At 63.4% G+C, this 26,666-nt stretch carries 24 protein-coding genes; 14 read left to right on the top strand and 10 right to left on the bottom strand.

The window, feature by feature from the left end; genetic code table 11:
- Positions 1-12 precede the first annotated feature (12 nt).
- Positions 13-1,233, bottom strand: a complete 1,221-nt coding sequence (locus ACQ4WZ_RS24275; RefSeq protein WP_436574697.1) for a TCR/Tet family MFS transporter — start codon at positions 1,231-1,233, stop codon at positions 13-15.
- Positions 1,234-1,338: 105 nt separating this feature from the next.
- Here ACQ4WZ_RS24275 and ACQ4WZ_RS24270 point away from each other — a divergent pair, with 105 nt between their 5' ends.
- The 4 genes from ACQ4WZ_RS24270 (at position 1,339) to gdhA (ending at position 6,451) form a co-directional block, all read left to right on the top strand.
- Positions 1,339-1,977, top strand: coding sequence for a TetR/AcrR family transcriptional regulator (locus tag ACQ4WZ_RS24270; protein ID WP_101483734.1), 639 nt, complete (start codon positions 1,339-1,341; stop codon positions 1,975-1,977).
- 89 nt (positions 1,978-2,066) lie between these two features.
- Entirely contained in the window at positions 2,067-3,428 is a 1,362-nt protein-coding gene (gene trhP / locus ACQ4WZ_RS24265) for a prephenate-dependent tRNA uridine(34) hydroxylase TrhP (protein WP_133988726.1), read from the top strand.
- 183 nt (positions 3,429-3,611) lie between these two features.
- Positions 3,612-4,859 carry a DUF819 family protein gene (locus ACQ4WZ_RS24260; protein ID WP_101483732.1) on the top strand — a complete coding sequence of 416 codons (1,248 nt, stop codon included), beginning with the start codon at positions 3,612-3,614 and terminating at the stop codon, positions 4,857-4,859.
- A gap of 248 nt (positions 4,860-5,107) precedes the next feature.
- Complete coding sequence (gene gdhA / locus ACQ4WZ_RS24255; RefSeq protein WP_133988727.1) at positions 5,108-6,451, top strand: NADP-specific glutamate dehydrogenase; 1,344 nt, start codon at positions 5,108-5,110, stop codon at positions 6,449-6,451.
- 60 nt (positions 6,452-6,511) lie between these two features.
- Here the strand turns inward: gdhA and ACQ4WZ_RS24250 are convergent, their stop codons facing one another.
- The gene (locus ACQ4WZ_RS24250; protein ID WP_101483730.1) at positions 6,512-7,069 is read right to left on the bottom strand and encodes a flavin reductase family protein; all 558 of its coding nucleotides are present in this window, start codon (positions 7,067-7,069) and stop codon (positions 6,512-6,514) included.
- 178 nt (positions 7,070-7,247) lie between these two features.
- On the opposite strand from ACQ4WZ_RS24250, the gene ACQ4WZ_RS24245 reads away from it, so the two are divergent.
- Both ACQ4WZ_RS24245 and ACQ4WZ_RS24240 read left to right on the top strand, forming a co-directional pair.
- Positions 7,248-7,877 carry a head GIN domain-containing protein gene (locus tag ACQ4WZ_RS24245; RefSeq protein ID WP_101483729.1) on the top strand — a complete coding sequence of 210 codons (630 nt, stop codon included), beginning with the start codon at positions 7,248-7,250 and terminating at the stop codon, positions 7,875-7,877.
- A gap of 37 nt (positions 7,878-7,914) precedes the next feature.
- Positions 7,915-8,721 carry an enoyl-CoA hydratase gene (locus ACQ4WZ_RS24240; RefSeq protein WP_101483728.1) on the top strand — a complete coding sequence of 269 codons (807 nt, stop codon included), beginning with the start codon at positions 7,915-7,917 and terminating at the stop codon, positions 8,719-8,721.
- Positions 8,722-8,727: 6 nt separating this feature from the next.
- Here ACQ4WZ_RS24240 and ACQ4WZ_RS24235 read toward each other — a convergent pair whose 3' ends face one another.
- From ACQ4WZ_RS24235 to ACQ4WZ_RS24225, 3 genes are read right to left on the bottom strand one after another with little or no spacing between them, the layout of a single operon-like run.
- Positions 8,728-9,465, bottom strand: a complete 738-nt coding sequence (locus ACQ4WZ_RS24235) for an AIM24 family protein (protein WP_133988730.1) — start codon at positions 9,463-9,465, stop codon at positions 8,728-8,730.
- Between the two features lie 3 nt (positions 9,466-9,468).
- Positions 9,469-10,110: an AIM24 family protein gene (locus ACQ4WZ_RS24230; protein WP_436574696.1), complete on the bottom strand. Its 642-nt coding sequence runs from the start codon at positions 10,108-10,110 to the stop codon at positions 9,469-9,471.
- 8 nt (positions 10,111-10,118) lie between these two features.
- The gene (locus tag ACQ4WZ_RS24225; RefSeq protein WP_101483725.1) at positions 10,119-10,772 is read right to left on the bottom strand and encodes an AIM24 family protein; all 654 of its coding nucleotides are present in this window, start codon (positions 10,770-10,772) and stop codon (positions 10,119-10,121) included.
- Between the two features lie 285 nt (positions 10,773-11,057).
- Between ACQ4WZ_RS24225 and ACQ4WZ_RS24220 the strand changes: the two genes are divergently transcribed.
- Both ACQ4WZ_RS24220 and ACQ4WZ_RS24215 read left to right on the top strand, forming a co-directional pair.
- On the top strand, positions 11,058-11,966 hold the full coding sequence (locus tag ACQ4WZ_RS24220) for a histidine kinase (RefSeq protein ID WP_436574695.1): 909 nt from the start codon (positions 11,058-11,060) through the stop codon (positions 11,964-11,966).
- A complete protein-coding gene (locus ACQ4WZ_RS24215; protein ID WP_436574694.1) occupies positions 11,963-12,637 on the top strand; it encodes a response regulator in 675 nt (224 codons plus the stop codon). Before ACQ4WZ_RS24220 ends, ACQ4WZ_RS24215 begins: the two co-directional genes overlap by 4 nt.
- Before the next feature lie 128 nt (positions 12,638-12,765).
- Here the strand turns inward: ACQ4WZ_RS24215 and ACQ4WZ_RS24210 are convergent, their stop codons facing one another.
- Together ACQ4WZ_RS24210 and ACQ4WZ_RS24205 are read right to left on the bottom strand one after the other, a co-directional pair.
- Complete coding sequence (locus ACQ4WZ_RS24210) at positions 12,766-15,258, bottom strand: TonB-dependent receptor (protein WP_436574693.1); 2,493 nt, start codon at positions 15,256-15,258, stop codon at positions 12,766-12,768.
- Between the two features lie 92 nt (positions 15,259-15,350).
- Positions 15,351-15,812 (bottom strand): Lrp/AsnC family transcriptional regulator, encoded by a 462-nt coding sequence (locus ACQ4WZ_RS24205; protein ID WP_101483722.1) that lies wholly within the window; start codon positions 15,810-15,812, stop codon positions 15,351-15,353.
- 99 nt (positions 15,813-15,911) lie between these two features.
- Here ACQ4WZ_RS24205 and ilvB point away from each other — a divergent pair, with 99 nt between their 5' ends.
- On the top strand, positions 15,912-17,660 hold the full coding sequence (gene ilvB / locus ACQ4WZ_RS24200) for a biosynthetic-type acetolactate synthase large subunit (protein ID WP_436574692.1): 1,749 nt from the start codon (positions 15,912-15,914) through the stop codon (positions 17,658-17,660).
- A 91-nt stretch (positions 17,661-17,751) separates the two neighbouring features.
- On the opposite strand, the gene ACQ4WZ_RS24195 is transcribed toward ilvB, so the two are convergent.
- A complete protein-coding gene (locus ACQ4WZ_RS24195) occupies positions 17,752-18,618 on the bottom strand; it encodes a helix-turn-helix domain-containing protein (RefSeq protein ID WP_243857867.1) in 867 nt (288 codons plus the stop codon).
- Between the two features lie 114 nt (positions 18,619-18,732).
- Between ACQ4WZ_RS24195 and ACQ4WZ_RS24190 the strand changes: the two genes are divergently transcribed.
- Genes ACQ4WZ_RS24190 through ACQ4WZ_RS24170 form a run of 5 tightly spaced genes read left to right on the top strand, consistent with a single transcriptional unit; the run spans position 18,733 to position 22,181 of the window.
- A complete protein-coding gene (locus ACQ4WZ_RS24190) occupies positions 18,733-20,175 on the top strand; it encodes a cytochrome P450 (protein WP_436574691.1) in 1,443 nt (480 codons plus the stop codon).
- Between the two features lie 35 nt (positions 20,176-20,210).
- Positions 20,211-20,672 carry a GNAT family N-acetyltransferase gene (locus ACQ4WZ_RS24185; RefSeq protein WP_436574690.1) on the top strand — a complete coding sequence of 154 codons (462 nt, stop codon included), beginning with the start codon at positions 20,211-20,213 and terminating at the stop codon, positions 20,670-20,672.
- Positions 20,669-21,028 (top strand): nucleotide pyrophosphohydrolase, encoded by a 360-nt coding sequence (locus ACQ4WZ_RS24180; protein WP_436574689.1) that lies wholly within the window; start codon positions 20,669-20,671, stop codon positions 21,026-21,028. Before ACQ4WZ_RS24185 ends, ACQ4WZ_RS24180 begins: the two co-directional genes overlap by 4 nt.
- Before the next feature lie 47 nt (positions 21,029-21,075).
- Entirely contained in the window at positions 21,076-21,876 is an 801-nt protein-coding gene (locus tag ACQ4WZ_RS24175; protein ID WP_436574688.1) for a hypothetical protein, read from the top strand.
- A complete protein-coding gene (locus tag ACQ4WZ_RS24170; protein WP_436574687.1) occupies positions 21,873-22,181 on the top strand; it encodes a hypothetical protein in 309 nt (102 codons plus the stop codon). The genes ACQ4WZ_RS24175 and ACQ4WZ_RS24170 overlap by 4 nt, the downstream gene beginning before the upstream one ends.
- Before the next feature lie 109 nt (positions 22,182-22,290).
- On the opposite strand, the gene ACQ4WZ_RS24165 is transcribed toward ACQ4WZ_RS24170, so the two are convergent.
- On the bottom strand, positions 22,291-23,946 hold the full coding sequence (locus ACQ4WZ_RS24165; RefSeq protein WP_133988739.1) for a methyl-accepting chemotaxis protein: 1,656 nt from the start codon (positions 23,944-23,946) through the stop codon (positions 22,291-22,293).
- 438 nt (positions 23,947-24,384) lie between these two features.
- Entirely contained in the window at positions 24,385-26,547 is a 2,163-nt protein-coding gene (locus ACQ4WZ_RS24160; protein WP_101484840.1) for a DEAD/DEAH box helicase, read from the bottom strand.
- Positions 26,548-26,666 lie beyond the last annotated feature (119 nt).

Genomic DNA, 26,666 nt, shown 5'->3' with positions numbered 1-26,666 from the left:
CGGCTTGCTAGTTCAGGATGCCAGCTTGCTGGCTGGCGTCCTGATGTCCAGACCCAGTACGAGCGGCACGAGCGCCGCGTACACGACGATCACCGACAGCCAGATGGCGCCGGGCCAGTGTTCCTTGAACACAAAATACAGGCTGGAAAACACCAGCGGGCAGAGCACGGACGCCAGGCTCACGGACGAGGCCAGCACGCCCTGGAACTGGCCTTGCCGGTCGTCGGCGACTTGCCGCGTGGCCAGCGACTGCAGGGCCGGCGCGCCGATGCCGCCCAAGGCGAACACAGGCATGATGGCGAAGATCATCCAGCTGCGGCTGGCAAAGGCCATGACGACCAGCGCCAGGCAGGCGCAGGCCACCCCGGTCAGGATGGTGGCGCGCTCGCCCAGCAGTTTCACGGCCGGGCCGGGCAAGAAGGCCTGTGCCAGCGCCTGGCACAGGCCAAAGGCGCCCAGCGACAGGCCGATCCACAGCCCGTTCCACTCGAACGCATCGTGGCCCCACAAGGCCCAGCACACGCCATACACTTCACCGGCCGCGCTGAAGGTAAAAAAGATGACGGTGATCGGCAGCAAGGTTTTCTGCGAGAAAACCCAGCGCAGCGGACACAAGGGATTCAATGCCGCCAGGTCAATTTTCGCGCGCGTGGGCTGGCGCATGGGGGGACGTGACTCGGGCAAGGTAAGAAACGTCAACAACAGGTTGCCGGTATTCAAGATGGCCGCCGCCATGAACGGCAGGCGCAGCCCGTAATCGCCCAGCGCACCGCCCAGCACGGGGCCGATGATGAAGCCTGCGCCGAACATGGCGTTGAGCAAGCCGAAGCGGCGCGCCCGCTGCTTCTCGGCCGAAATATCGGTGATGTAAGCCGTGGCCACGGAGACGTTGGCGCTCGTCAGCCCCGCGATGGCGCGCCCCAGCAACAGCATCCACAGGCTGGGCGCAAACGCCAGGAACAGGTAGTTGACGGCGGCGCCCGCCAGCGAAACCAGCAGCACGGGGCGCCGCCCCAGGCGGTCGCTCAGCGCTCCCAGCACGGGCGCAAAGATGAACTGCATCAGCGCGTACAAGGCCGTCATGATGCCGATATACGGCGCCACGTTGGCGGCATGCGTGACATCCCGCAGCAGTGCAGGCAGGATGGGGAAGATCAGGCCGATGCCGACGGCATCGAGCACGACCGTGGCGAAGATGACAGACAGCGCTGTCGCCGGAACGGATGGCTTCATATACTCAATCCAAATATATACTCAGTATATAAATAATACGCCCCGCCTGACTGTGTCATCAAGCCTTATCTGTACTCAGTACACCTGGTGTATGATTGCGGCAACATGACGATTCCTGCCGACCTCCGCTCCCGCAAACGCCTTGCCACCCGGCAAGCCATCTCGAATGCCGCCACGCGCCTGTTCTTCGTACGCGGCTTCGAGCAAGTGACGGTGGACGAGATCGCAGCGGCCGCCAGCGTGGGACGCATGACGGTGTTCAACCACTTCCCGCGCAAGGAAGACATGTTCTTCGACCGCGAGGAAGAGGGACGCGAACTGCTGCGTGCCGCCTTGCGCCAGCGCGATCCCGCCATCGCGCCTATCGACACCCTGCGCCTGCTGGCGCACCGGCTGGTACTGGAGGACAGTCCCTACATCACATTTTCCGCCGCCGGCCAGGGTTTCATTGCCACCATCGAGGCCAGCGATACCCTGAAAGCGCGGGCGCGGGCGATACGCGACGAGCTGGCGCACGTGGTGGCGCAGGCACTGACCGAGAGCACCGGGCGCGACGCGCACGATCCTCTGGCACAACTGGCGGCCAGCCTGCTGCTGGCAACCTGGAGCACCGCCCTCATCGAAGCGCACCGGCACTTTCGCCAGCATGGCGACGCGCGGCAGGCCAAGGCCAGCTTTCTCGCGCTGCTGGACCAGGGACATATCGGCTTGAACGCGGCGCTGGCGGGCTCGCCTTACGCCTGAGCGCCTTGGTGCCGGCTGTCAATCCCTTGACCCAAGGCAAGGCAATCTGGCGCCAAGCCGCCTACAATCGCCGGCTTTGCTCCTCCTCCATGCGCCACGCTCCCGAACTCCTCCTTCCTGCCGGCTCCCTGGCCAAGATGCACGCCGCCTTCGACTATGGCGCCGATGCCGTCTACGCGGGCCAGCCGCGCTACAGTTTGCGCGTGCGCAATAACGATTTTTCAACCTTGCAAGCCTTGCAGGAGGGAATTGATGGCGCCCATGCGCGTGGCAAGCAGTTCTTTGTCGCCAGCAATATCTTCGCCCACAATGCCAAGCTGAAAACCTATCTGCGCGACATGGAACCTGTGATCGCCATGCGTCCCGACGCCCTGATCATGGCCGACCCGGGCTTGATCATGATGGTGCGCGACAAGTGGCCGGACGTCCCCGTCCACCTGTCCGTGCAGGCGAATGCCGTGAACTGGGCGGATGTAAAATTCTGGCACCGCATGGGCCTGACGCGCGTGATTCTGTCGCGCGAACTGTCGCTCGACGAGATCGAGGAAATCCGCCAGCGCTGCCCGGAGATGGAACTGGAAGTGTTCGTCCACGGCGCCCTGTGCATCGCCTACTCTGGCCGCTGCCTGCTGTCCGGCTATTTCAACCACCGCGACCCGAACCAGGGCACGTGCACGAATTCCTGCCGCTGGGATTACAAGGTGAAAAATGCTTCGGAAGACGCCAGCGGCGATCTGGGCGGCATGCAGGTGGTGCCGCTGGAATTTCACCAGGCGCTGGCCGAGGCCGACAACAACGCGTTTTCGGCCCTGCACCAGCAGCCGCGCCACCCGCTGGCCGACCAGCCCTATTTCATTGAAGAAGCACAGCGCCCTGGCCAGCTGATGCCGATACTCGAAGACGAGCACGGCACCTACATCATGAACTCGAAGGACTTGCGCGCTGTCGAGCATATCGAACGCCTGGTCAAGATCGGCGTCGATTCGCTGAAGGTCGAGGGCCGCACCAAATCGCTGTACTACGCGGCGCGCACGGCGCAAGTCTACCGCCAGGCCATCGATGACGCCGTGGCGGGCCGTCCTTTCGACATCAGCCTGCTGGGCCAGCTGCAAGGCCTGGCCAACCGCGGCTACACGGATGGTTTTTACCAGCGCCACCACACGCAAACACATCAGAACTACATGCGCGGCGCCTCGGAAGCGGACCGCAGCCAGTACGTGGGCGACGTGCTGGGCGTGGCGGACGGCTGGGCCAGGGTGGAAGTGAAAAACCGCTTCGCCGTGGGCGACCGCATCGAGGCCCTGCATCCGGGCGGCAACCGCGATTTCACCCTAGCACGCATGCTCAGCGATGACGGCAAGGAAATCCAGGTCGCGCCCGGCAGCGGCCACTTCGTGCGCATCGAACTCGACGGTGCCCTCGACAAGGCTTTGCTGGCCCGCTATTTGTAACCACCAGTCTAGTGCGTGCTGTGGCGAGCAGTTTCTAAGTGTTTGATTTGACAAGTAAAAATCCACACGGCACCGCTTAAACAATTTGTTTAAGCCTCAACATTACTATACGATACGGCCACCCTGCGTCCGGGAGCCTTATCGGCATCCCGGGCGTTCCTGACACGTTCACCGGAATCCCCGATGCCACCTGCCACACCTGCCCTGATCACCAATGACGCCGTCGTCCTCGGCCTGCTCGCCATGACCCTGGGGGCCGTTTTCTGGACCGCTTCCCGAACGAACGGCTTCTGGAAAAAGTTTTACACGTATATCCCGTCGCTGCTGATGTGCTACCTGATCCCGGCGCTGCTCAACACCTTCGGCATCATCGATGGCAACACGTCCGGCCTGTACGCCGTGGCGCGCGACTATCTGCTGCCCAGCGCGCTGGTCCTGCTGTGCGTGGCCATCGATTTCGGCGGCATCATCCGCCTGGGGCCCAAAGCCATCATCATGTTTCTCACTGGCACGCTTGGCGTCATGCTGGGCGCCCTTGTCTCGTTCGAAGCCTTGCGTTTGATCCACCCGGAAACGGTGGCGGGCGACACCTGGCGCGGCATGACCACCGTGGCCGGCTCGTGGATAGGCGGCGGCGCCAACCAGGCGGCCATGAAGGAAGTGTTTGAAGTGGACGCCACCCTGTTCGGCCAGTTCGTCGCCGTCGACGTGCTGGTGGCCAACGTCTGGACGGCCGTGCTGCTGTTCCTGGCCGGCCGCGCGGGCGCCTTCGATCGCTGGACGGGCGCCGACTTGACAGCCATCAATGCGCTCAAGGACAGCATCGAGAGCTACCGGGCCCAGCACGCGCGCGTTGCCAGCCTGACCGACATCATGATCATCCTCGGCGTGGGCCTGGGCGTGACGGGCCTGTCGCACTTCCTGGCCGGCCCCATCATCAGCTGGATCAATACCCTGCCCGCCGAATGGCGCCTGCAGGACTACAGCCTGACGTCGAACTTCTTCTGGATCGTCGTGCTCGCCACTACCTTCGGCCTGCTGCTCAGTTTTACCCGGGCGCGCAGCCTGGAAGGCGCGGGCGCCTCGACCATCGGCTCGGCCATGCTGTACGTGCTGGTGGCCACCATCGGCATGCACATGGACTTGAAAGCCCTGTTCGACAAGCCATTCCTGTTCCTGCTGGGCCTGATCTGGATCGCCGTGCACGGCGGCCTGATGCTGCTCGTCGCCAAGCTGATACGTGCGCCGCTGTTCTTCATGGCCGTGGGATCGCAAGCGAACATCGGCGGCGCCGCCTCCGCCCCCGTCATCGCCAGCGCCTTCCACCCGGCCCTGGCCCCCGTCGGCGTGCTGCTGGCCGTGCTCGGCTACGCGCTGGGCACCTATGGCGCTTACATCACGGGTTTGATATTGCGCGCCATGGCGGGGTGATTCACCCGGCCATGACAACGACGCCAGCCTTAGGGCTGGCGTTGTCGTTTGTGGGCCTGGCATGCCGCTGAAACCGCCTCGTCACTTGTTTTTTCGCAATAAGGCATTCGCCCTTGCTTCGGCCTGAGAGCCTCCCAAAAATCCCCAAAATGTAGCAGAAACCCCTCAAAACCAAATTTTTGCACTATTTTCGTGCAAAATCTGCGATGATAGTTGCCCAAATAACCGATCACCTCCATGGAATTCTGATGAAATACGCATCTGCTCACGAGTATGTCCAGCATGTCGCCGCACGCAATCCAGGTCAGCCCGAGTTTCTGCAAGCCGTCACCGAAGTCATGGAGAGCTTGTGGCCGTTCCTCGAGCAGCACCCGAAATACGCGGAACAAGGCTTGCTGGAACGCTTGATCGAGCCGGAACGCGTGGTGATGTTCCGCGTGTCGTGGGTCGATGACCATGGGCAAGTGCAAGTCAATCGCGGCTACCGCATCCAGCACAGCATGGCCATCGGGCCGTACAAGGGCGGCATCCGCTTCCATCCGTCCGTCACCCTGTCGGTGCTGAAATTCCTCGCCTTCGAGCAAACGTTCAAGAATGCCCTGACGACCTTGCCGATGGGCGGCGGCAAGGGCGGCGCCGATTTCGATCCGAAGGGCAAGAGCCCGGGCGAAGTGATGCGCTTTTGCCAAGCCTTCGTCAGTGAACTGTTCCGCCATGTGGGTTCGGACACGGATGTGCCGGCTGGCGACATCGGCGTGGGCGGCCGCGAAGTGGGCTATATGGCCGGCATGATGAAAAAGCTCAGCAACCGCGCCGACTGCGTGTTTACGGGCAAGGGCGCCAGCTTTGGCGGCTCGCTGATGCGGCCTGAAGCGACGGGCTACGGCACCGTCTATTTCGCCGAAGAAATGCTGAAAACGCAGGGCCGCTCGTTCGAAGGCATGCGCGTGTCCGTTTCCGGGTCGGGCAACGTGGCGCAGTACGCGGTGGAGAAAGCCATGGCAATGGGCGCGAAAGTCATCACCGTCTCCGATTCCAGCGGCACCGTCATCGACGAAGACGGCTTTACGCCGGAAAAGCTGGCCATCCTGATGGAAATCAAGAACCACCTGTATGGCCGCGTCAGCGATTACGCCGAGCGCACGGGGGTGCGCTTCGAGGCGGGCGTGTCGCCATGGCACGTGCCGGTCGACATCGCCCTGCCCTGCGCCACGCAGAATGAATTAAACATCGACGACGCGCGCCTTCTCATCGCCAATGGCGTACAGTGCGTGGCCGAGGGCGCCAACATGCCCACCACCATCGAGGCGGCCAAGGCGTTCGAGGCGGCCGGCGTGCTGTATGCGCCGGGCAAGGCCAGCAATGCGGGCGGCGTGGCCACGTCGGGCCTGGAAATGAGCCAGAACGCGGCCCGCATGGCGTGGCCGCGCGAAGAAGTCGACGCGCGTTTGCTGCAGATCATGCAAGGCATCCATGCGGCGTGCAAGCAGTACGGCACGCGTCCTGACGGCACCGTCAGCTATGTGGATGGCGCCAATATCGCCGGTTTTGTCAAAGTGGCCGATGCGATGCTGGCGCAAGGGGTGATTTAATCATCGGCCAACGGTGTTGTCGGATTACGGCGCCTTGCGCCTAATCCGACCTACGCCGACCTACAACATTTCAGGCTTCATCAGGCTCTTGCGGCTGATGGTGCGGCCCGACACCATGAACTCGCCGTTGCCGCGGTAGTGCAGGGTTTCGGGCAGCTTGGGCGAGGTGGCCACGTGGGCCTTCACGCACTCGAAAATGAAAAAGCCGCCCTTCGGATTACCCGCCACCTGCGCCAGCTTGCATTCGAAGTTGGCGTAGCACTCGGCGATCAGGGGCGCGCCCACCCGTTCGGCCGGCTGCGGCGTCAGGCCGAAGGCCGTGAACTTGTCCGTGTCTTCGCCACTGCAATTGCCGATGGCCACCACCTGGTCGACCATGTCGGCCGTGGGCAGGTTGATCACGCATTCCATGCTGCGCTTGATCATTTCATAGCTGTGATTCGCGTCAGAAATGAAGCAGCCCAGCAACGATGGCGACAATTCCATCAGCATGTGCCAGGCCATGGTCATGACGTCGCTCTCGCCCTTCCAGGTGGAGCTGACCAGCACCACCGGCCCGGGCTCGAGGAAGCGCCGGATATCGGCGACGGGATAATCTTCTTTGTGGTAATTTTTCATCTGCTCTCCAGGACGCGGTACGCCATAGCATAGACCAATGGCGCCTCGGCGGGCGCGCGCCTGGCCGATGGAGGCGCAGTGCCATCCGCGCCGAGATTTGTGCAGTTCATCGCAAATTTCTCCCTCTCGGAGAACTTGCGCCCTAGAATACACTGATCAACTACTCAAGGAAACCGCCATGCGTCCTCTGTTCCTGTTGTCAGTCCTGTCCCTCGCTTGCCTCTCCACCCTCGCGCATGCCGACGAGCAAAGCCGCACGGTCGCCGCCTTCAACGCCATCGACATCCGTGGCCCCATCAGCATCGAGGTGGAATCGGGCAAGGAGCAAAGCCTGCTGCTGCGCGGCGACCAGAAGTTCCTCAGCGGCGTGATCACGGAGGTGGTCGATGGCGAGTTGAAAATTTCCATGAAAGACAAGGATATCAAGAAGACCGAGGGCGACCCGCGGGTCATCATCACCATGCCCGCCTTGCGCAAGCTGATCGCGGAAGGCGCAGGCGAGAAGATCTTGACCAAGCTCAATGGCCCCAGGGTCGACATCAGCTACAAGGGCGCGGGCCGCCTGACCGCCGAAGGCCAGGTCGACTGGCTGCGCTTGAAGGCGCAAGGCGTGGGCGAAGTCGATACGAAAGCCTTGCTGGCGAAAAACGTCGATGTCAATTTCGACGGCATCGGCTCCGTCAAGGTGTATTCCTCGGGCGAACTGAACGCCGTGGTGCGCGGCATGGGCGAACTGACGTATTACGGCAAGCCGAAGATCGTGCACAAATCGATCGCCGGCATCGGCAGCGTCAACGCCGCCAAGTAAGACTTCCTGACAAAGCCATCAGGCCACTGGAGACCCCATGACCGCAACACCCGATACCCAAGATACCGACGCACCGCTGGTGCTGCGCGAGGAGCACGATGGCCTCGTCACCCTGCGCCTGAACCGCCCGCTGCAATTCAACGCCCTGTCCGTCGCCATGCTGGCGGCGTTGCAAGAGGCGTTCGATAGCATCGCGCAGCAACCGCAGGTGCGCTGTGTGGTGCTGGCCGCCGAAGGCAAGGCCTTTTGCGCGGGCCACGATTTGCGCCAGATGCAAGCCACGCGTGAGCTTGAGTATTATCAAACCCTGTTCGCGCAATGCTCGCGCGTGATGCAAGCCATCCAGTCCTTGCCCGTGCCCGTGATTGCCCGCGTGCATGGCATCGCCACGGCGGCCGGCTGCCAGCTGGTGGCCAGCTGCGACCTGGCCGTGGCGGGCGCGTCCGCCCGCTTCGCCGTGTCCGGCATCAACGTGGGTCTGTTCTGCGCCACGCCGTCCGTGGCCCTGTCGCGCAATGTCTCGCCCAAGCGGGCCTTCGACATGCTGGTGACGGGCCGCTTCATCGACGCCGACACGGCCGTCGACTGGGGCCTGATCAATGAAACGGTGGCCGACGCGGCGCTCGACGAAGCCGTGGCGCGCCTGGCACAGCAAATCATGGCGAAAAGCCCGACAGCCATCCGCTATGGCAAAGCCATGTTCTACCGGCAGCGCCAGCTGCCGCTGGACGACGCGTATGCGTATGCGGGCGACGTGATGGCGCGCAACATGATGGAAGAGGATGCGGAGGAAGGCGTCGCCGCCTTCCTGGAGAAACGGCCGCCCAGCTGGGCGCGGCCGTAAAGTAGTTTAACGCTCTTGCTTCATCTGCTGCTGGACGGAAAGACTCAAGGTTCCCAGGTCTTCCTTGCCCAGCAGCGGCAATTGCGCCAGCAGCTGCATCAGGGCCGAGCTGCCCGTCACGTCCAGCTCGGACGACTGCACCAGCACCGTGCCGACGCCCGTGAAGTCGATCTGCTTTTCCTCGCCCGACAGGGTAAAACCCGTGAGCGCGCCGGCGGCCGAGGCCCAGCCCTGAACGTGGGCATAGTCGTAGTGATACGAAGGGCTGGGGCAGTCGGCCCAGCCCAGCACGGCCTGCTCATCCACACGGCAAGGCAACTCCAGGAAGTGCACGGGACCGTTCGACGAGGCGATGACTTTACCCGTGCCTATCATGGTCAGATAGCCGGGCAGGGTCGATTCCTGGCAAATCACATCCTTGGTAAAGCCCAGCAGGTTTTTCGCGCGGATGGTCATGTTGGCGCTGTCAAGGTCGTAGCACGCCAGGTCATTGCCGTTGTCGCCCAAAATCAATTGGCCCTGGCCTTGCGCCACGACAAAGTGATGCACGTACTTGGGCGCATTGAAGGCATTGCGCACGATCAAGTCGAGCACGCTGCTGCCCATGGATTCGAAGCGCAACTCGCCATAGAAGGCGATCATCTTGCCCTTGCGGATGAAGATCTGTTCCTTGACGTCGATGACATACGAAAAGCGGTTCAGATTATCGTTCTTTGGCAAGGTATCGGGATTGTAAATCGTCATGGCTTACCTTTCGCTCGCTTGGATGTAGACCGTACCCTGGCCAGTGAACTTCACCTGGTACGACTCGCCCGACGCCTGGCCGACAAAGGTTTTCCAGTTAAGGTCCGTGACGATGCTTGAACTCAGCTGCCCCGTGTGGCCGATATACGCTTGCGGATCGACAAACACGGGCACGTCCGGCGTGACGGGCAAGCCGATGGCATTGCCATCCGACAAAATCGCCACTTCGCCCGTGCCTTGCAAGGTGGTGGTAAACAAGCCCTGGCCGGAGGCCATGCCGCGCACCACGCCCTGCACGCCGCCCTGGTTGCCCAGAAACATGGTGCCGGCCGTCAGGCGCGCATCGAAGGCCAGCAGGGAATCGCTTTCCACATAAAACGTTTCACCGCGCACGGGCACGATGCTGACGAACAGGCCTCCCTGCGCATAAAACACGCTGCCCGTGCCACGCGCCGACATCAGGGCATAACCCTCATTCGTGACGGCGCGCATGGCCAGGCTTTGCACGCCCTGGCCCGCCAGGAAGGAGCGGCTAAACGCCACGTCGCCCTGGTAAGACACCATGGCGCCCTTGCGCGCGAACACTTCCTCATTGCCGAGTTTGACCTCAAGCATCTTTTCATTGATTTGCTGATAGACAGGCATGGCGGCTCCTAGCGTTCGGCGGGCTGGATGAACACCACGCCCTGGCCTGTGAATTTATGCTGGTACGATTCGCCCGAGCTCTGGCCGATCATGGTGCGCCAGTTGACGTCGAAGACGAATTCCTGGCGAATATCGCCCTTGAAGCCGACGAAGGCGTCCGGGTCCACGCGCAGCGGGTGCGCGGGGGTCACTTCCAGCATGATCAGGTTGCCGCGCGAAATGACGGCCAGGTTGCCGTGACCTTCGACGGTGGTGGAAAACAGGCCCTGGCCCGAACTGGCGCCGCGCAGGCCGGCAAAGCTGGTGCCCGTCTTCAGGCTCGTGTCGTAGGCCAGAAGGCTGCTGCTTTCGATGGTCAGCTTTTCGCCGGCCAGCGCCATGACGGTGATCTCGGCCGCATTCTGCGCAAAAAACACGGTGCCCGTGCCGGCGGCCTGCATCACCTGCATGCCTTCGTTCGTCACCTTGCGCTTGAGCGCGCCGAAGATGCCCTCGCCACCGAGCAAGGATTTTTCAAATTTGATGCTGCCCGTATAGGCGACCATGGCGCCGGCAATCGCCAGCACTTTTTCATCCTGCAGGCGCACTTCCAGCAGGCGGTCGGTATTAGTGCGGAAACTGGTCACGCGCGACTCCCCAAGAATGCCAGGGCACAAAGCCATGGCTATCCGACAAGATACCGGGGGCCTTAGCGCCATGCAAGTGCTATTCCTCCCGGACGGGGGTGTTTGAATAGAAAAAAGCGTGCCCGGGGGCGTGCCTTGCGCTCGCGCCTGAAATGCCGCGCTTGCCGCACCGTCACATCGCGGTACACCTGTTCCATCCTGGAACAGGTATTGGTCCGCCGGCGCTCCGCCAGACGCACCACTTGCGCCCCAGCCCCCTCCTGTGCCGATGGCATGAAGCTTGCACAACAAGGGGATAGACCGTGCTCAGGGAGCCGCATCATGGAACACTACCAACTGGCCGGCAGCGGCCGCTCAGGCACGCGGCCGGTCCGGCGCAGCATCGTGTGCTGCGCGCTGGCACTGGCTTTTTTCCTGCTGGCCGCCAGGCTGGACCTGGCCGAACGGCTGACGCACGCCCTCTGGCGCCAGGAACACTGGCAACTCGACGAATTGGCCCTGAGCCTGCTGCTGCTGGTGCTGGCGATGGCTGCCTTTGCCGTGCGGCGCGGGCGGCAGGTGACCCTGCTGCTGGCGCAAAACCGTGCCCTCACGCAGCGCCTGCTGCGCGCGCAGGAGGAGGAGCGCTGCGCGCTGGCGCGCGAGCTGCACGATGAAGTGGGACAAGACTGCACGGCCATCCGCGCCGCCGCCAGCTACATCCTGCGCGCGCGCGATGGCGACCAGGCGAACGTGCAAGCCTGCGCCGCCAGTATCGCCCGCTCGGCGGAAACGCTGCATGCGATGGTGCGCACCATGCTGCGCCGATTGCGCCCGCCCGTACTCGACAGCCTGGGCCTGGAAGCGGCCCTGCAGACGCTGTGCGACAGCTGGGCACAGCAGCACGGCATCGCCTGCCGTTTTGCGCCGCACGCCATTCCCGCCAGCCTAGACGACAGCATCGCCACGGCCATCTACCGCCTGGTGCAGGAAGGATTGACGAATGTGGCGCGCCACGCGGGCGCCGACCAGGCCACGGTGGAATTGCGCGCCGATGCGCACGGCTTGCTGCACCTGGCCATCGAAGACAATGGCCAGGGTTTGCCCCAGGAAAAAACGCCAGCAGATGGCTTCGGCATGCTGGGCATGCGTGAAAGAGTGGCGGGCCTGCGCGGCCATATCCGCTGGATCAGCGCGCTGGGCAACGGCTTGCGCATCGAAGTGGCCCTGGCGGCACGGTGCGCGGCATGAACGCCATGAACAGCGCCCTGCAAGCGATCCGCGTGATGCTGGTGGACGACCACCCGGTGGTGCGCACGGGCTACCGGCGCCTGCTGGAACAGGGCGGCGACATCGCCGTCGTGGCCGAGGCGGGAAATGGCGAAACGGCGTATGCCCTGTATCTGGAGCAGGCCCCCGATGTGTGCGTGACGGATTTGTCCATGCCCGGCATCGGCGGCCTGGAATTGCTGCGCAAGCTGCTGGCCCGCGATGCCGACGCGCGCGTGCTGGTATTCAGCATGCACGACACGCCGCAGCTGATCGCGCGCGCACTCGATGGTGGTGCCTGCGGCTTCGTCAGCAAGCAAGCCGACCCGGAGCACCTGGTAGATGCCGTGCGCGCCGCCCACGCAGGCCGGCGCTACCTCGACCCGCGTAGCGCCCCCGCCATGCTACAGGGTACGGCCCGCATGGAAGCGCAGCGTTTGAGCAGTCTGAGCCAGCGCGAATTCGAAATCTTCCGCCTGCTGGCCGAAGGCCGCAGCGCCGCCGACTGCGCCCGCCTGCTGCACGTGAGCAGCAAGACGGTGGCCAACCACCAGACCTGCATCAAGGAAAAGCTCGACGTGCCCGGCCCCGCCGCCTTGGTCCACCTGGCCTTACGCAACGGGGTCATCGAACACGTTCTGCCGAATGCCTGACCAAACCTACTGCGCGGCACGCTTTGCGGCCTGCGATGCTCACCATACTAGAGTACGGTTGCGCTTCTTAGCCACAAATCCCATCCGCTCGCTACGGTTTTGTCAGGCATCTTGAGTGTCAAGAAAACCTAATTAAATACATAGCGCAAGCCCGCATTCACGCTGCGCGGCGCCCCGGCCGCATAGAAGGTCGCGTTGACCATCGGATACGCGCCGTTCACGGCGGGCAGCGGCCGGGCACTGAAATTGCCGCTGGCATCGAAACCCGTCGCGCCCAGTTGGGCCGCCGTCGCATATTTCCGGTCGAGCAGGTTATTCACCTGGGCAAATATGCTGAGCCGCGGCGTCAGCTGGTATTTGCCATTCAGCTCGACCACGGCATAGCCGCCGCTCTTGCCCGATCCCAGATACGCTGGTCCGCCTGCCTGGTGCTGGTTGTTTTCATTGCCGCGCGCATAGGCGCTGGAGACGGTCGTCATGGCCAGGCCCACCGTCCAGTCGCGTCCGCCCTGGACATCCACGTGCGCCTTGAAGATATGGCTGGGCGTCAGGGGAATCCGGTTGCCCGGCGTGATGACAATATTGCCTTCGAGGCCGGGCGCTTGCGCGTCGCTGCTGCTGTTGGCGCTGCCGTTGACAAGCTCGCGGCTTTGATACGTCGCCTGCAACCACGTGTAATTGACGCCGAAATCCAGCGCGCCCGCCTTGCCATCGACCGCCAGCTCGACGCCCTGGTGGCGCGTCTTGCCGAAATTCTTGAAGTAGCCAAAGCCGGCCTGGTTATCGGCCACGAACAGGATATCGTCGTGGTTTTCCGCGCGGAACACGCCCGCGCTCCAGCGGGCCACGCTGGAGAGCTTGCCGCGCACACCCGCTTCCCACGTCTTCGTCACCACCTGTTTTAATGGCGGGTCGCCGGCCATGGCGTTGGGCAAACGGCATGGGTTTTCCGGATCGGCGCAACCGAGTTCGATGGCCGTCGGCGTGCGGCTGCCTTCGTTGTAACCGAAGTAGGCGCCGATGCCGGCGGCCGGCGCATAAGCCAGGCCGATGGCGGGATTGAAGCGGCTGAAACGGTGGTCGCCATCGAGCGAACCGCTGCCGCCGCCGGGCGTGATGGCATCGCGGTTGCGCACCGTGCTGCGGTTGTAGCGGCCGGAAACGGTCAACGTTAAATCTTGATTGAGCGTAATGCTATCGCTCGCATACACGCTCCAGGTGCGCATGCGCCCGCTCAAGTCGACCCGGTTGTCCACGGGCGTGCCGTCGTCATCGATTTCCGTGCCGTCGGCAAAGAACGCGACGGGCGTGATGCTGCGGTCCGGATTCAGATAGCCGAACTGGCTGCTCTGGCGGAACGTAGCGTGGCTCGCATCAAAGGCGGCGCCGGCCGTGACGGCATGGCGCGCGCCGGCCACGTCGGCCAGCACGGTGAACTGGCCCGAAAAACCATAGTTTTCCTGCTGCGTGTGGCTGCGGTTGATCATGCCGTTGCATTTTTCGGCTGGCTCATCGTTCAGCAGCACATTGCCGATGCAGCGCCACTTGGGGAAAGGCGTATTGCTTGCATTCGCCCCGCTGGCGGGAAAACCCGTGTAGCCGGCCGCCGCCAGCGCCGCCCGCTCGGCCGCACCAGTCTGGTAGACGGACTGGTCGAGCGACTCGTCGTTCAAGTCGCCATTGAAGGTGTGCGTATCGATCTTGCGGTAGTACACATTGCCGGACAATAGCAAGGCATCGCTGGCCTGGTGCTTGCCCGTCAGGTTCAGCAGGGTCGACTTGTTCTGCGTCAAATCGGGCTTGGTGTACACGCTGCGGTAGTCGCGCGCCAGCAGGCGCTGTTCCTGCAAGCCATTGCCCGTCAGCGCATTGTCCGCGTGCGCCACGGTGGCGGCAATGTCCGTGCGTGCATCGCTCCAGCCCAGCTTGCCGAACACCTGGCGCACGTCGGACGGTGAATCGTCGCGCCAGCCATCTTCCTTGAAACGGTTGCCCGTCACATACCAGTGCCAGCCCTGCGCATTGCTGCCGCCATGCTCGAACTCGACGGCGCGCCGCTGGTTCGAGCCCAGGCGCGCTTCGATGGCGGTGCCGGGACTGCTCTTGCCATCCTTGGTTTGCAGGGCCAGCGCGCCGCCCAGGGTGTTGAGGCCGAACAGGGGATTCGAGCCGGGCATCAGGGTCAGCGAGGCTATCGCCATGCGCGGGATCAAGTCCCAGCTGACGACATCGCCAAAGGGCTGGTTCAGCCGCATGCCGTCCAGATACACGGACAGGCCTTGCGGCGTGCCCAGCAAGGGCGAAGCCGTGTAGCCGCGGTAGCTGACGTCGGGCTGGAACGGGTTGTTTTGCACCTCGTTCACCACCACGCTGCCCAGGTTGCGGCGCAAGAAGGCTGAAATGTCGAGCGCATCGCTGCGGGCGATCTGCTGCGCGCTGGCCGTCTGCACGGGTGCGGCCAAGGTATCGCGCGGCTGATCCACGGTAGGCAGCGGCATGCTGCCCGTGATGATGACGGTGGGCAAGTCGACGGCGATGATCGTGCTGGCGTCAACGGCAAGGTCGGCGGCCTGCGCCTGGCACAGCGCCATGGCGGCGGCAGCGAATAAAGTCAGTTTCATGCGTATCCCCGTTTTTATAGTGGTTTTATTACTGTCCAGTATCGGACAGCCACCAGGGATGAGCTAGGGAAAAACTCCCGCCGTGCGGGAAGCTAACGCTGCAAGGGTAAATAACTCTGTTTGAGCTGGCGCAAGACAAAGCTCGATTTGCTGTGGCGGATGCCAGGGATTTTATATAAACGCTCGCGCAGCAGGCGTTCGTAGTCGCGCGTGTCGCTGACGGCGATGCGCAGGTAGTAATCGTAGTCGCCGGAGACGAGAAACGCTTCCAGCACTTCCGGGATCATGGCCAGGGCGTGGCCGAATTCGAACAGGGCCTGGTCCGAATGGTCGTCCAGCGTGACTTGCACGATGACGGTGTCGGCCAGCCCCACCTTGGCAGCGTTGACGTTCACCGTATAGCCCTCGATGACGCCATCGTCTTCCATGCGCTTGATGCGCGCCCAGCATGGTGACGAGGTCAGGCCCACCCTGGCGCTCAGCTCGTGCAGGCTGATGCGGGCATCCTGCTGCAAGGCCGTCAGGATGGCGAGGTCGAATTTGTCCAGTTTCATTCTGTCATACCCTTATTTCACAGCAAATTTTACTGAGTATCGCATTCTATACGAGAAAACCAGCAGCCTTTTCTGCCAGGGCAAGCAGAAAATAGACCCATGAAACCCGATCCCGCCCCCCTCCTCGCTCCCGCCCACGATCTTGCGCCGCGCAACGGCGCCAGCACCCTGATCGACACCCTGCTCGCCCTGGGCGTCGACACCGTCTTCGGCTACCCGGGCGGCGCCGTGCTGCCCCTGTACGACGCGCTGCACGCCCAGCCCCGTTTGCGCCACGTGCTGGTGCGCCACGAACAGGCAGCCATGCACGCGGCCGAAGGTTATGCGCGCAGCACGGGCCGGCCCGGCGTCGTCTTCGTCACCTCCGGCCCCGGCATGAGCAACACCACCACGGGCTTGCTCGACGCCCTGTGCGATTCGATTCCCGTCATCTGCATCAGCGGCCAGGTGGCCACCACCAGCATCGGTACAAACGCCTTCCAGGAATGCGATGCGCTGGGCATTTCGCGCCCCGTCACCAAGTGGAACCGGCAAATCCGCACGGCAGAAGAAACGGCGGCCGTGGTGCAGCAAGCGTACGCGCAAGCCACGCAAGGCCGTCCCGGCCCCGTGCTGATCGATTTTCCCAAGGATATGCAGTTGGCGCAGGTCGCGGCAAGCACGCCGCTGCCACCCGCCGCCGCCCGGGTTCCCCTGCCCGCCAGCGCCGACCTGGAACGGGCCGCCAGCCTGATCGCGGGCGCGCGCCAGCCCGTGTTCTATGGCGGCGGGGGTCTCATCAATTCCGGCCTGGATGCCTGCGCCGCCTTCGGGCAGTTGGTGAAACTGGCTGCCGCGCCCTGTACCCTGACCCTGCTGGGCCTGGGCGCCTTTCCCGCCTCGCACCCCGCCTTCCTGGGCATGCTGGGCATGCATGGCACGCTGGAAGCGAACCTGGCCATGCACCATGCGGACCTGATCGTCTGCGTCGGCGCCCGCTTCGACGACAGGGTCACGGGCCGCCTGGATGCCTTTTGTCCTGGCGCAAAGATCATCCACGTCGATATCGACCCGGCGTCGATAGACAAGGTGGTGCGCGCCGACGTGGCCCTGCGCGGCGACTGCGCGCCCGTGCTCACCGCCCTGCTGGTGCAGCTGCGCGGACGCTTGCTCGCGGACCGCCAGCCGTGGTGGCGGCGCATCGATGGCTGGCGCGCGCAGGATTCGCTGGCCTTCGACGACATGCCGGAAGTGATCGCGCCGCAGGCGCTGATGCAGCGGCTGCAGGCGGCCCTGGACGGACAGGACGCCATCGTATCCACCGACGTGGGCCAGCACCAGATGTGGGCGGCGCAGCACTTGCGTTTCGAGCAGCCGCGCCGCTGGCTCACCTCGGGCGGCGCCGGCACCATGGGTTATGGCTTGCCGGCCGCCATCGGCGCGCAGGTCGCCCATCCCGGCAAGCGCGTCGTGTGTGTCAGCGGCGACGCCTCGATTTTGATGAATATCCAGGAACTGGCGACGGCAGTGCAGCACCGCCTGCCCGTCAAAGTGGTATTGTCGAACAATGGCTATATGGGCATGGTGCGCCAGTGGCAGGAGCTGCACCACGGCGAGCGCTACAGCCACAGCTACACGGAAGCGCTGCCCGATTTCGTCGCCCTGGCGCGTGCGTTTGGCTGGCAAGCGCACACGGTGAGCCGGCGCGAGGAACTCGATGCAGCGTTGGCCGCCTGCCTGGCATCCGAAGGCCCCTGCTTCCTCGACGTGCGCGTGCATGGCGCAGAAAACTGCTTCCCCATGATGGCGCCCGGCGCGGGCCACCATGAAGTCACCCTATCCAAGGGAAAAGTGTACAGCGAACGGTAGGTCGGATTAGCGGCAACGCCGCGTAATCCGACACCACCACCGGCCTCGCCAACGACGTTGTCGGATGACGGTCCTTCGGACCTCATCCGACCTACGCCCACACTCGGTAGACCCAGTAACTTTCATCATCGCGGCTGGCGCGCGCCAGTTCGGTGGGGCTCAAGCCCGTGATGGCGCGCACCTCGCGGCACAGATGGGCTTGGTCGGCGTAGCCGCCCTCGGCGGCGATATCGCTCCATGAAGCATTGCCTTGCAGCATGGCCTCGCGCGCGTCGAGAAACGACTGCTCCGCGCGGCGCATGCGGCGCAAGGTGCGCATGGGCTGGCCGGCCCAGGCCTTGATGCGGCGCTCGATATTGCGCACGCCGCTGGCCAGGCCCGTCGATGCCGCTTGCACACCCAGGCGGCGCACCCAGTCCTGCATGGCGCCGGCCGGATGGTCGCCATTTCCGCGCGCCACCGCCCAGCGCGGCGCCAGGAAGGCCTCCACCAGCGCGATGCGTGCCGCGTCGTCGGGTGCGGCCAGCACGGCATCGGACAGCGCCAGCCAGTCGGCATCGAACAGCGGTTCGAGCGGGCGCACCTGGTCGAACATAACTGCCATGTCGATGCCCGTCAGCGCGTGCAGGGCGGCCGGATACAGCATCACCATGAACGAGTGCACGGGGCCGGGGTTGTAGCTGACCAGCGGATAGCCGCGCGGGCCACTGAACAGGGCTGGCGGCATGCGCACATGCAGCAGGTCGGGGCCAGGTGCCGCCGCCTCGACCTCGCCCGCGACGGTCCACAGCAGGCAGCACATGGGCGTGGCGGGGAAACGGTTCAGGCGCTGCGCCGGCGGCAAGAGCGCACAGCCGGTGGTGTCGCGCACGAGGAAGGCGCGCACGCAGGAAGCGAGCGCGGTGCGCGGCGCGATCAGGCGGGTCAGGGGCGGTGGGGGCGTCTGGGCGGCAGGCATGGCGACGATTGTACCGGCAATTGCGGGCGCCGCGCGATGTCGTATTCGTTCAAGACGCGCGAACGCAAGCGCGCTACAGTCATGTCATCGTTCCCACTGAAACAGGAGCTTGTCATGCCACCACTCGACCACGCCGCCGCGCCCGCCACCACTCCGCCCCTGCGGCAGATCCGCCAATTGCCGGGGCCGTTTGCCCTGCCCATCATCGGCAACGCGCTGCAAGTGAAACTGCCGCGTATCCACCGCGACGTGGAAGGCTGGGTCCGGCGCTATGGCCCCTACGTGCGCGCCTGGTTCGGCCGCACCCTGGTGCTGGTGGTGGCCGACAGCGAAGTCGTGGCTGCCGTGCTGCGCGACCGCCCGGATGGCTTCCGGCGCCCCTTGTCGAGCTATACGGTTTCGGTGGAAATGGGCGGCAACCCGGGCCTGTTCCTGGCCGAGGGCACGCAATGGCGCAACCAGCGCCGCATGGTCATGGCCGGCCTGGCGCCGGGCGCCATCAAGGCCTACTTCCCGGCGCTGGTGACGGTGGCGCAGCGCCTGCAGCGACGCTGGCACATTGCCGCCACGCAAGGCCAGACGATCAGCCTCGATGGCGACCTGAAACGCTACACGGTCGACATCATCGCCGGCCTGGCCTTCGGCACGGCAGTCAATACGCTCGAATCGGGCGAGGACGTGATCCAGCGCCACCTCGATTCGATCCTGCCTGCCGTGGCGCGGCGCAGCCTGTCGATGCTGCCGTACTGGCGCTATGTCAAACTACCCGTCGACCGGCGCCTGGACCGCGACGTGGCGGCGCTGGACGTGGCCGTGGCCGACCTGGTGCGGCAAGCGCGGGCCCGCCTGGAGCACGATCCCGCGCGGCGCGTGCGCCCGCCCAACCTGCTCGAAGCCATGATCGCCGCCGCCGACGAAGCCGACAGTGGCGTGGACGACCGCGCCGTGGCCGGCAATGTGCTGACCATGCTGCTGGCGGGCGAAGACACGACGGCCAACACGCTGTCCTGGATGATTTACCTGCTGCAACGCCATCCGCACACCCTGGCCAAGGCGCGCGAGGAAGTGCGGCGTCTGGCGCCCGACGTGGCGCACTTCAGCCTGGCGCAAATGGACAGCCTCGACTATCTTGGCGCCTGCGCCAGCGAGGCCATGCGTCTGAAGCCGGTGGCGCCCTACATCCCGCTCGAAGCGCTGCGCGACACGGTGGTGGGGGACGTGGCCGTCCCCGCCGGCAGCATGCTGTGGTGCGTGATGCGCCATGACAGCGTGTCCGATGCGCACTTTCCCGACGCCCAGGCTTTCCGGCCCGAGCGCTGGCTGGCCGGCAATGAAGAAGCCAACGACAAGCGCGCCGCCATGCCGTTCGGCGCCGGGCTACGCACCTGCCCCGGCCGCTATCTGGCCTTGCTGGAAATCAAGATCGCCATGGCCATGCTGCTGGGCAGCTTCGACATCGCCGGCGTCGATACGCCCGATGGCGGCGAGGCACAGGAACTGATGGGCTTTGTGATGTCGCCCATCGGCCTGTCCATGCGCCTGGCGCGACCACAGTGATACCATGGGGAACATCTCATCTACTTGAATTCCCCATGACAATCCGCCTGGAATCGCCGCAGCAAGCCGATGTGCAGCTCCTGATCGCCGAGCTTGATGCCTATCAACAAACCCTGTATCCGGCCGAATGCGTGTACTCGCTGGACCTGGCGTCCGTGCCGCCGGACAGCCTGCTGTTTGCCGTTGCCCGCGATGCAGAAGGCACGGCGCGCGCCTGCGGCGCCATCGTCGTCACGCCCGATTTCGGCGAAGTCAAGCGCATGTATGTGCACCCGGACAGCCGCGGCCTGGGCCTGGGCAGGCGTCTGCTGGCCCTGCTGGAAGAACAGGCGCTGGCGCGCGGCTGCCGTTTGTTGACCTTGGAGACGGGCATCCACCAGCCTGCAGCCATCGCCCTGTACGCGCGCCACGGCTATCAACAGCGCGGACCGTACGGCGACTACCCCGACGATCCGTTCAGTGTCTTCATGGAAAAACCGCTGCAGGTGGCCGCATGAATGCGCCATCCGACAGCCTGCTCGACATCCGCGCGCGCCTGCGCGCCTTTGCCGCCGAGCGCGACTGGGACAAGTTCCACACGCCAAAAAACCTGGCCATGGCCCTGTCCGTGGAAGTGGCGGAACTGGCAGAGCACTACCAGTGGCTGCCCACGGGTGCGGACAGCGAGCTGGACGAAGCGACGCGTACGGGCATCCGCCACGAACTGGCCGACGTGCTGATGTACCTGGTGCGCCTGGCCGACAAGAGCGGCGTCGACCTGCATGCGGCCGTGCTGGAAAAGATGCTGCTCAACGCACAGAAGTACCCGGCGCAGCAGGTCCGCGGCGACGCGCGCAAATCGACGCAATACTGACAACCATGCGTGCGTGGCTGCCGCGCAAAAAGGCGTAGCATCAAGCCATGCGCATCCCTCTCTCCCTGCTGCTTGCTGGCTTGCTCGCTGGTTCACTGTCCAGCGCTGCTGCGCTGGCACAAACCGCGTCCGTGCCGCAAGTGAAAGTGGACGCCACGCGCGACCCCGTCGACAAATCCTACCGCAAGATGCTGCAGGGCGTGGACCGCTTCGAGCGCGACCATGCGCTGGCGCCGCAGGCGACACTGCGCTTCCGTTTGCTGCCGCGCCAGCCTGGCGTGGACATGAGAGGCGTGCAGCTGCGCATCGCCGGCGACACCATCAGCATTCCTCTGCCCTTGGCGGAGGACAACAGCTTTGCCCCCGTGCGCAACGCGCAAGCCGCGCGCGAGGATGCTATCCTGATCGCCAACCGCAGGGCTTCCACCATGAGCTGGCGCGCGCAGGTCATCACGCCCGGCTTGCCGCCCGGCACGCGGCGCCTGGGCGACTTGCGCCTGGAATGCCGCGCCGGCATGGATTCGGGCCTGATTTCAAACGACCCGCAAATCATCGCCTGGCTGTCCAGCATGCTCTACAGCACCGACAAGGTGTGTTCCGAAGCGGACGGCAATTATTTGTTTTTCACGGACCGTCCCCTGTTTGGCGTAACCCTCGTGCATGGCGAGCGCCGCCTTGCTCTGCCGTTCAGCATGCTGTACGCGGGCGGCGAGCAAACGCCCGCCTCGCTGCCCTATTGCGATTGCCAGGTCTTGCTCGACCGCACGTATTACGCACCCCTGTGGGACGCCAGCTGGCCCGACGATACCTTGCTGGAATTTACTTACATGGACGAGGTGGCGCCATGAAATGGCTGTCACTGATCATCTTGACAACGCTGGCCGCCTGCTCCGGCACGCGCGCATTACAGGCAAGCAAGACTGTGCCTTACGCCACCCTGGAGCAGACGGTGCAGCCGGGCAGCAGCACGCGCGAACAGGTGCGCACGGCGCTAGGCGTCAGCACGTCCATCCGTTTCGACAGCGGCAATGAAGTGTGGATGTACAACTACCCCGCCGCTGCGGGCGCGCAGGGAGAATATGTGATTTTGTTTGGCGGGGATGGGGTGGTGCAGAAGGTGCGCAGCGGGGAAGTGTATCGGGTAAAGAGGTAATGACTGTAGCGCGTAGCTGAAGGCGGGTAAATTGGGGGCAGACCCGACGGGGGGTATGCGCCCCAATGGGGAGCATACCGATCACGCAGTGACTGACCCCGGCATTTTGCTACCTCGCCTTTAACAGTGCCCTTGCCGTCACGCCCGCACCCACGCTGCGGCCCACGCCGGCAGCCTTGCGCTTGGGCGATGCCTTCAATTTAAAGATACCGATCGACTGGGCCACGCTGTCGGTGCGCCGCGCCAGGTTGGTGGCAGCCGCAGCGGCCTGCTCCACCAGCGCCGCATTCTGCTGCGTGATGCCGTCCATGTGGATAACGGCCTGGTTGACTTGACCGATGCCCTGGTTCTGCTCGCGCGTGGTGGAAGAAATCTCGTCCATCACTTCCGTCACGCGGGCCACCGAGGCAATCACTTCCGCCATGGTGGCGCCCGCATTGCTGGTCAGCACGCTGCCCGCATTCACGGTGGCGATCGAATGGTCGATCAGATTCTTGACTTCCTTGGCCGCCGTCGCCGAGCGCTGCGCCAGGCTGCGCACTTCACCGGCCACGACGGCGAAGCCGCGGCCATGCTCTCCCGCGCGCGCCGCTTCCACGGCCGCGTTCAAGGCCAGGATATTCGTCTGGAAAGCGATGCCGTCGATCAGGCCGATGATGTCGAGAATCTTGCGCGACGAAGTGCTGATTTCATTCATCGTGGTGACCACTTCACTGACGATGGTGCCGCCCTTGGCCGCGACGGTCGATGCCTGCACCGCCAGGTCGTTGGCCGTGGCAACGTGGTCGGCGCTGTTTTGCACCGTGGACGTCAATTCCTCCATGCTGGCCGCCGTCTGCTCCAGGCTGGAAGCCTGCGATTCCGTGCGGCTGGACAAGTCCATATTGCCGGTGGCAATTTCCGCCGTAGTGACGCGGATATCCTCGAAGTTGGCACGCACGTCGCCGATGATGCTGTGCAAGTTGATGTTGGTCTGGCGCAAGGCCGCCATCAATTGACCCATATCATCATCACGCACCTTGTCGATCACGCCCGTCAGGTCGCCACCTGCCATCTTGCGCGCCACCGTGATGGCGTCGCCCAGCGGCGCGACCAGCGAATTGTGCAGATGGGCCCAGAAATACAGCATCAGCGCGACAGCCGCGGCGGCCGCGCCACTGAGCCAGCTGCGCGTGGCCGTGCTCGTATCGCCATCGATATTCCACACGGCGCAGCCGAGGATGGCCAGCACCACGCCAAAGACGATGCAATGCAGGGCCAGGTCTTGCGACAGGCTCAGCTTGCGCCATTCGGCCAGCTTGGCGGCCCAGCCCTGGCGCACGACGCGGCCCTTGCGAATCGCCAGCCTGGCGGTATTGCCATCTTTAAAACTTTTATACAGGGCTGCCGCTTCATTGATCTGCTCGCGCGTGGGCTTGGTACGCACGGACATATAGCCGATCGGACGGCCGTTTTCAATGACGGGGGTGATATTGGCGAAGACCCAATAAAAATCGCCATTCTTGCAGCGGTTCTTGACCATGCCAGTCCATGGCATGCCCGTCTTGATGGTATCCCACAGGTCGGCAAAGGCTTCGGCCGGCATATCGGGATGACGCAGGATATTCTGTGGCGCACCCAGCAGTTCCATTTCTGAAAAACCGCTGACTTCAATGAAATACTGATTGGCGTAATTGATGTTTCCCTTTAAATCCGTGGTGGAAACAATCGTCATGCCTTCATTTAATACGTATTCATTTTGCGTGATTGGCGTATTGACCCGCATCGTCGCTCCTCTATTTTTTTCAACTAGCATAACAAAAACATAAAAACAATATACCACATCAAGCACCGGCAAGATATCGCCAAGGCGACAGTGATGCTGGTCAAACAATTTAATAAAAGTTAATTTATTTATGTTTTACAATTTACTTTGATTCAACTTAATTGATTTTATTGAAATGCGATATTCAAATTGCGTGCACACACAATAATTAATAAAAATTTATGTAACGATGCGGCAGACAATAAATATGGTGTGTATGCCGATAAAAAGACGTGGAAGCATTGCAATCACTGGCGGCACTTGGCGACGCCTGCCGGCAGGCATGACTTAGCCATCATGAACATTTACTGAGGGAAAATAAAAAACTGGCGCGAACGCGCCAGTGGGGGATATGTCTCCAATCCGCGACACAGGCGCCGGAGCGCCCGTGGGGATGGCTTACTTGAATGTCTTACGCGGTGGCGACTTCGGACGCGGAGCCGCAGGCTTGCGTTCCGTCGTGCCGTCATCGAGGCTGATGCGCAATTTCTGGCCCGAGACCACGACCGATTTCAGGTGGTCGAGGATTTCCGGCGGCATGCCTTCCGGCAGGTCCAGCACGCTGTAGTTGTCAAAGATATCGATGCGGCCGATATGCTTGGCTTCCAGGTTCGCTTCGTTGGCGATGGCGCCGACGATGTTGCTTGGCGTCACGGCGTGCTCACGGCCCACTTCGATACGGTAAGCCGTCACGCCCGGGCGTGGACGTTCCTTCTTCGGCGCGCGCGGCGCTGGTGCTGCGTCGCCCGCGTCGGCCGGGGCATCCTTGAACGCTGGCGCGGACTTGGCGGCAAACGGCTTGCGCGGCGCGGCTGGCGGCGCCAGGTCAGGTGCATCGCCGTCGCGGCTGATGCGCAGCTGCTGGCCCGCTACCCACACGGTTTTCAGCTGGTCCAGCAATTCTTTCGGCATGCTGTCTGGCAAGTCCAGGACGCTGTAATCGTCATAGATTTCGATGCGGCCGATATTTTTAGAATCGATGCCCGCTTCGTTGGCGATGGCGCCCACGATATTGCCCGGTTTCACGCCATGCTGATGACCTACCTCAATACGGAAAGTTTGCATGCCGGCGTCGGCTGGACGTTGAATGCGTTCCTTTTTCGGGAAGGCCGGGCGTTCGCCACGCTCGCTGCGCTCGTTACGCTCGAAGCGGTCGCCCCGTTCCGGACGATCGTTGCGCTCGAAACGGTCCTGGCGCACAGGACGGTCGTCTTGCCACGTGGCTTGCTCGCGCGCCTTGTTCTTGTCCAGCAACAAAGGCACATTGCCACGCGCCATCTTCGCCAGGGCGGCGGCGATTTCGATGGCGGGAATGTTCTTTTCGCGTTCAAGATCTTCGATCAGCGACTGGAACTGCTCCAGTTCGCCCAGGGCCAGGGTTTCGCTGATCTGTTCCTTGAACTTGGCGATACGCACGTCGTTGACGGCCTGGATCGTTGGCAGTTCCAGCATGCTGATCGGCTGGCGAGTCGAGCGTTCGATGGCTTTCAGCAAGTTCTTTTCACGCGGGGTGATGAACAGAATCGCTTCGCCGCTGCGGCCAGCGCGGCCAGTGCGGCCGATGCGGTGGGTATAGCTTTCCGGATCGTGCGGCACGTCGTAGTTGACGACGTGGCTGATGCGCTCGACGTCCAGGCCGCGGGCGGCCACGTCGGTTGCCACGAGGATGTCGATCTTGCCGTCTTTCAACTGCTGGATCGTGCGCTCGCGCTGCGCTTGCTGGATGTCGCCATTGATGGCGGCAGCCGAGAAGCCGCGGGCTTGCAGTTTGCCAGCCAGCTCTTCCGTGCCCAGCTTGGTGCGGGCGAAGATGATCATGCCGTCAAACGCTTCCGCTTCCAGGATGCGGGTCAACGCGTCGAGCTTGTGCATGCCCGACACCAGCCAGTAGCGCTGGCGGATGTTGTCGGCCGTGCCCGTCTTGGCGGCGACCGTCACTTCGGCCGGGTTCACCAGGTACGTCGTGGCAATGCGTTTGATGACGGAAGGCATGGTGGCCGAGAACAGGGCCGTTTGATGGCCATCCGGCGTTTCTTTCAAGATACGTTCGACATCGTCGATAAAGCCCATGCGCAGCATTTCATCGGCTTCGTCGAGCACCAGCGTTTTCAGCTTGGACAGGTCGAGCGAACCCTTGTCCAGGTGATCGATGACGCGGCCAGGGGTGCCAACGATGACGTGCACACCGCGGCGCAAGGCCGACAGTTGCGGACCGTAGCTTTGGCCGCCGTAGATCGGCAGCACATGGAAGCCGGGGATGTGGGCAGCGTACACCTGGAACGCTTCGGCGACCTGGATGGCCAGTTCGCGCGTCGGTGCCAGGACCAGGGCTTGGGGTGAGCTTTGTTTCAGATCAATGCGCGACAGGATAGGCAAGGCGAAGGCGGCGGTCTTACCCGTGCCTGTTTGCGCCTGGCCCAGCACGTCGCGGTTAGCGAGCAACAATGGAATCGTGGCCGCCTGGATAGGCGACGGTGTTTCGTAACCGACATCCTTGAGCGCGCGAATCAGCGGCTCGCTCAGGTTGAGGTCGGAAAATAAGGAAATTGGTGTATCAGACATGAAATCACTCACAAGTTCGCTCGAATCGCCCAATGCGAAAGAGTGTATCTGCTAGTTTACTCTTTACTGGACCTTACCGGGTGGCTGCATGCCGCAGAACGCCGTTTTTTGCGGCATAT

It is taken from the genome of Janthinobacterium darwini, from assembly GCF_051380905.1.
Classification (GTDB): Bacteria; Pseudomonadota; Gammaproteobacteria; order Burkholderiales; family Burkholderiaceae_D; genus Janthinobacterium.
The sequence above is the reverse complement of the archived record's forward strand: the minus strand, read 5'-3'. Positions and strand labels throughout refer to the sequence as shown.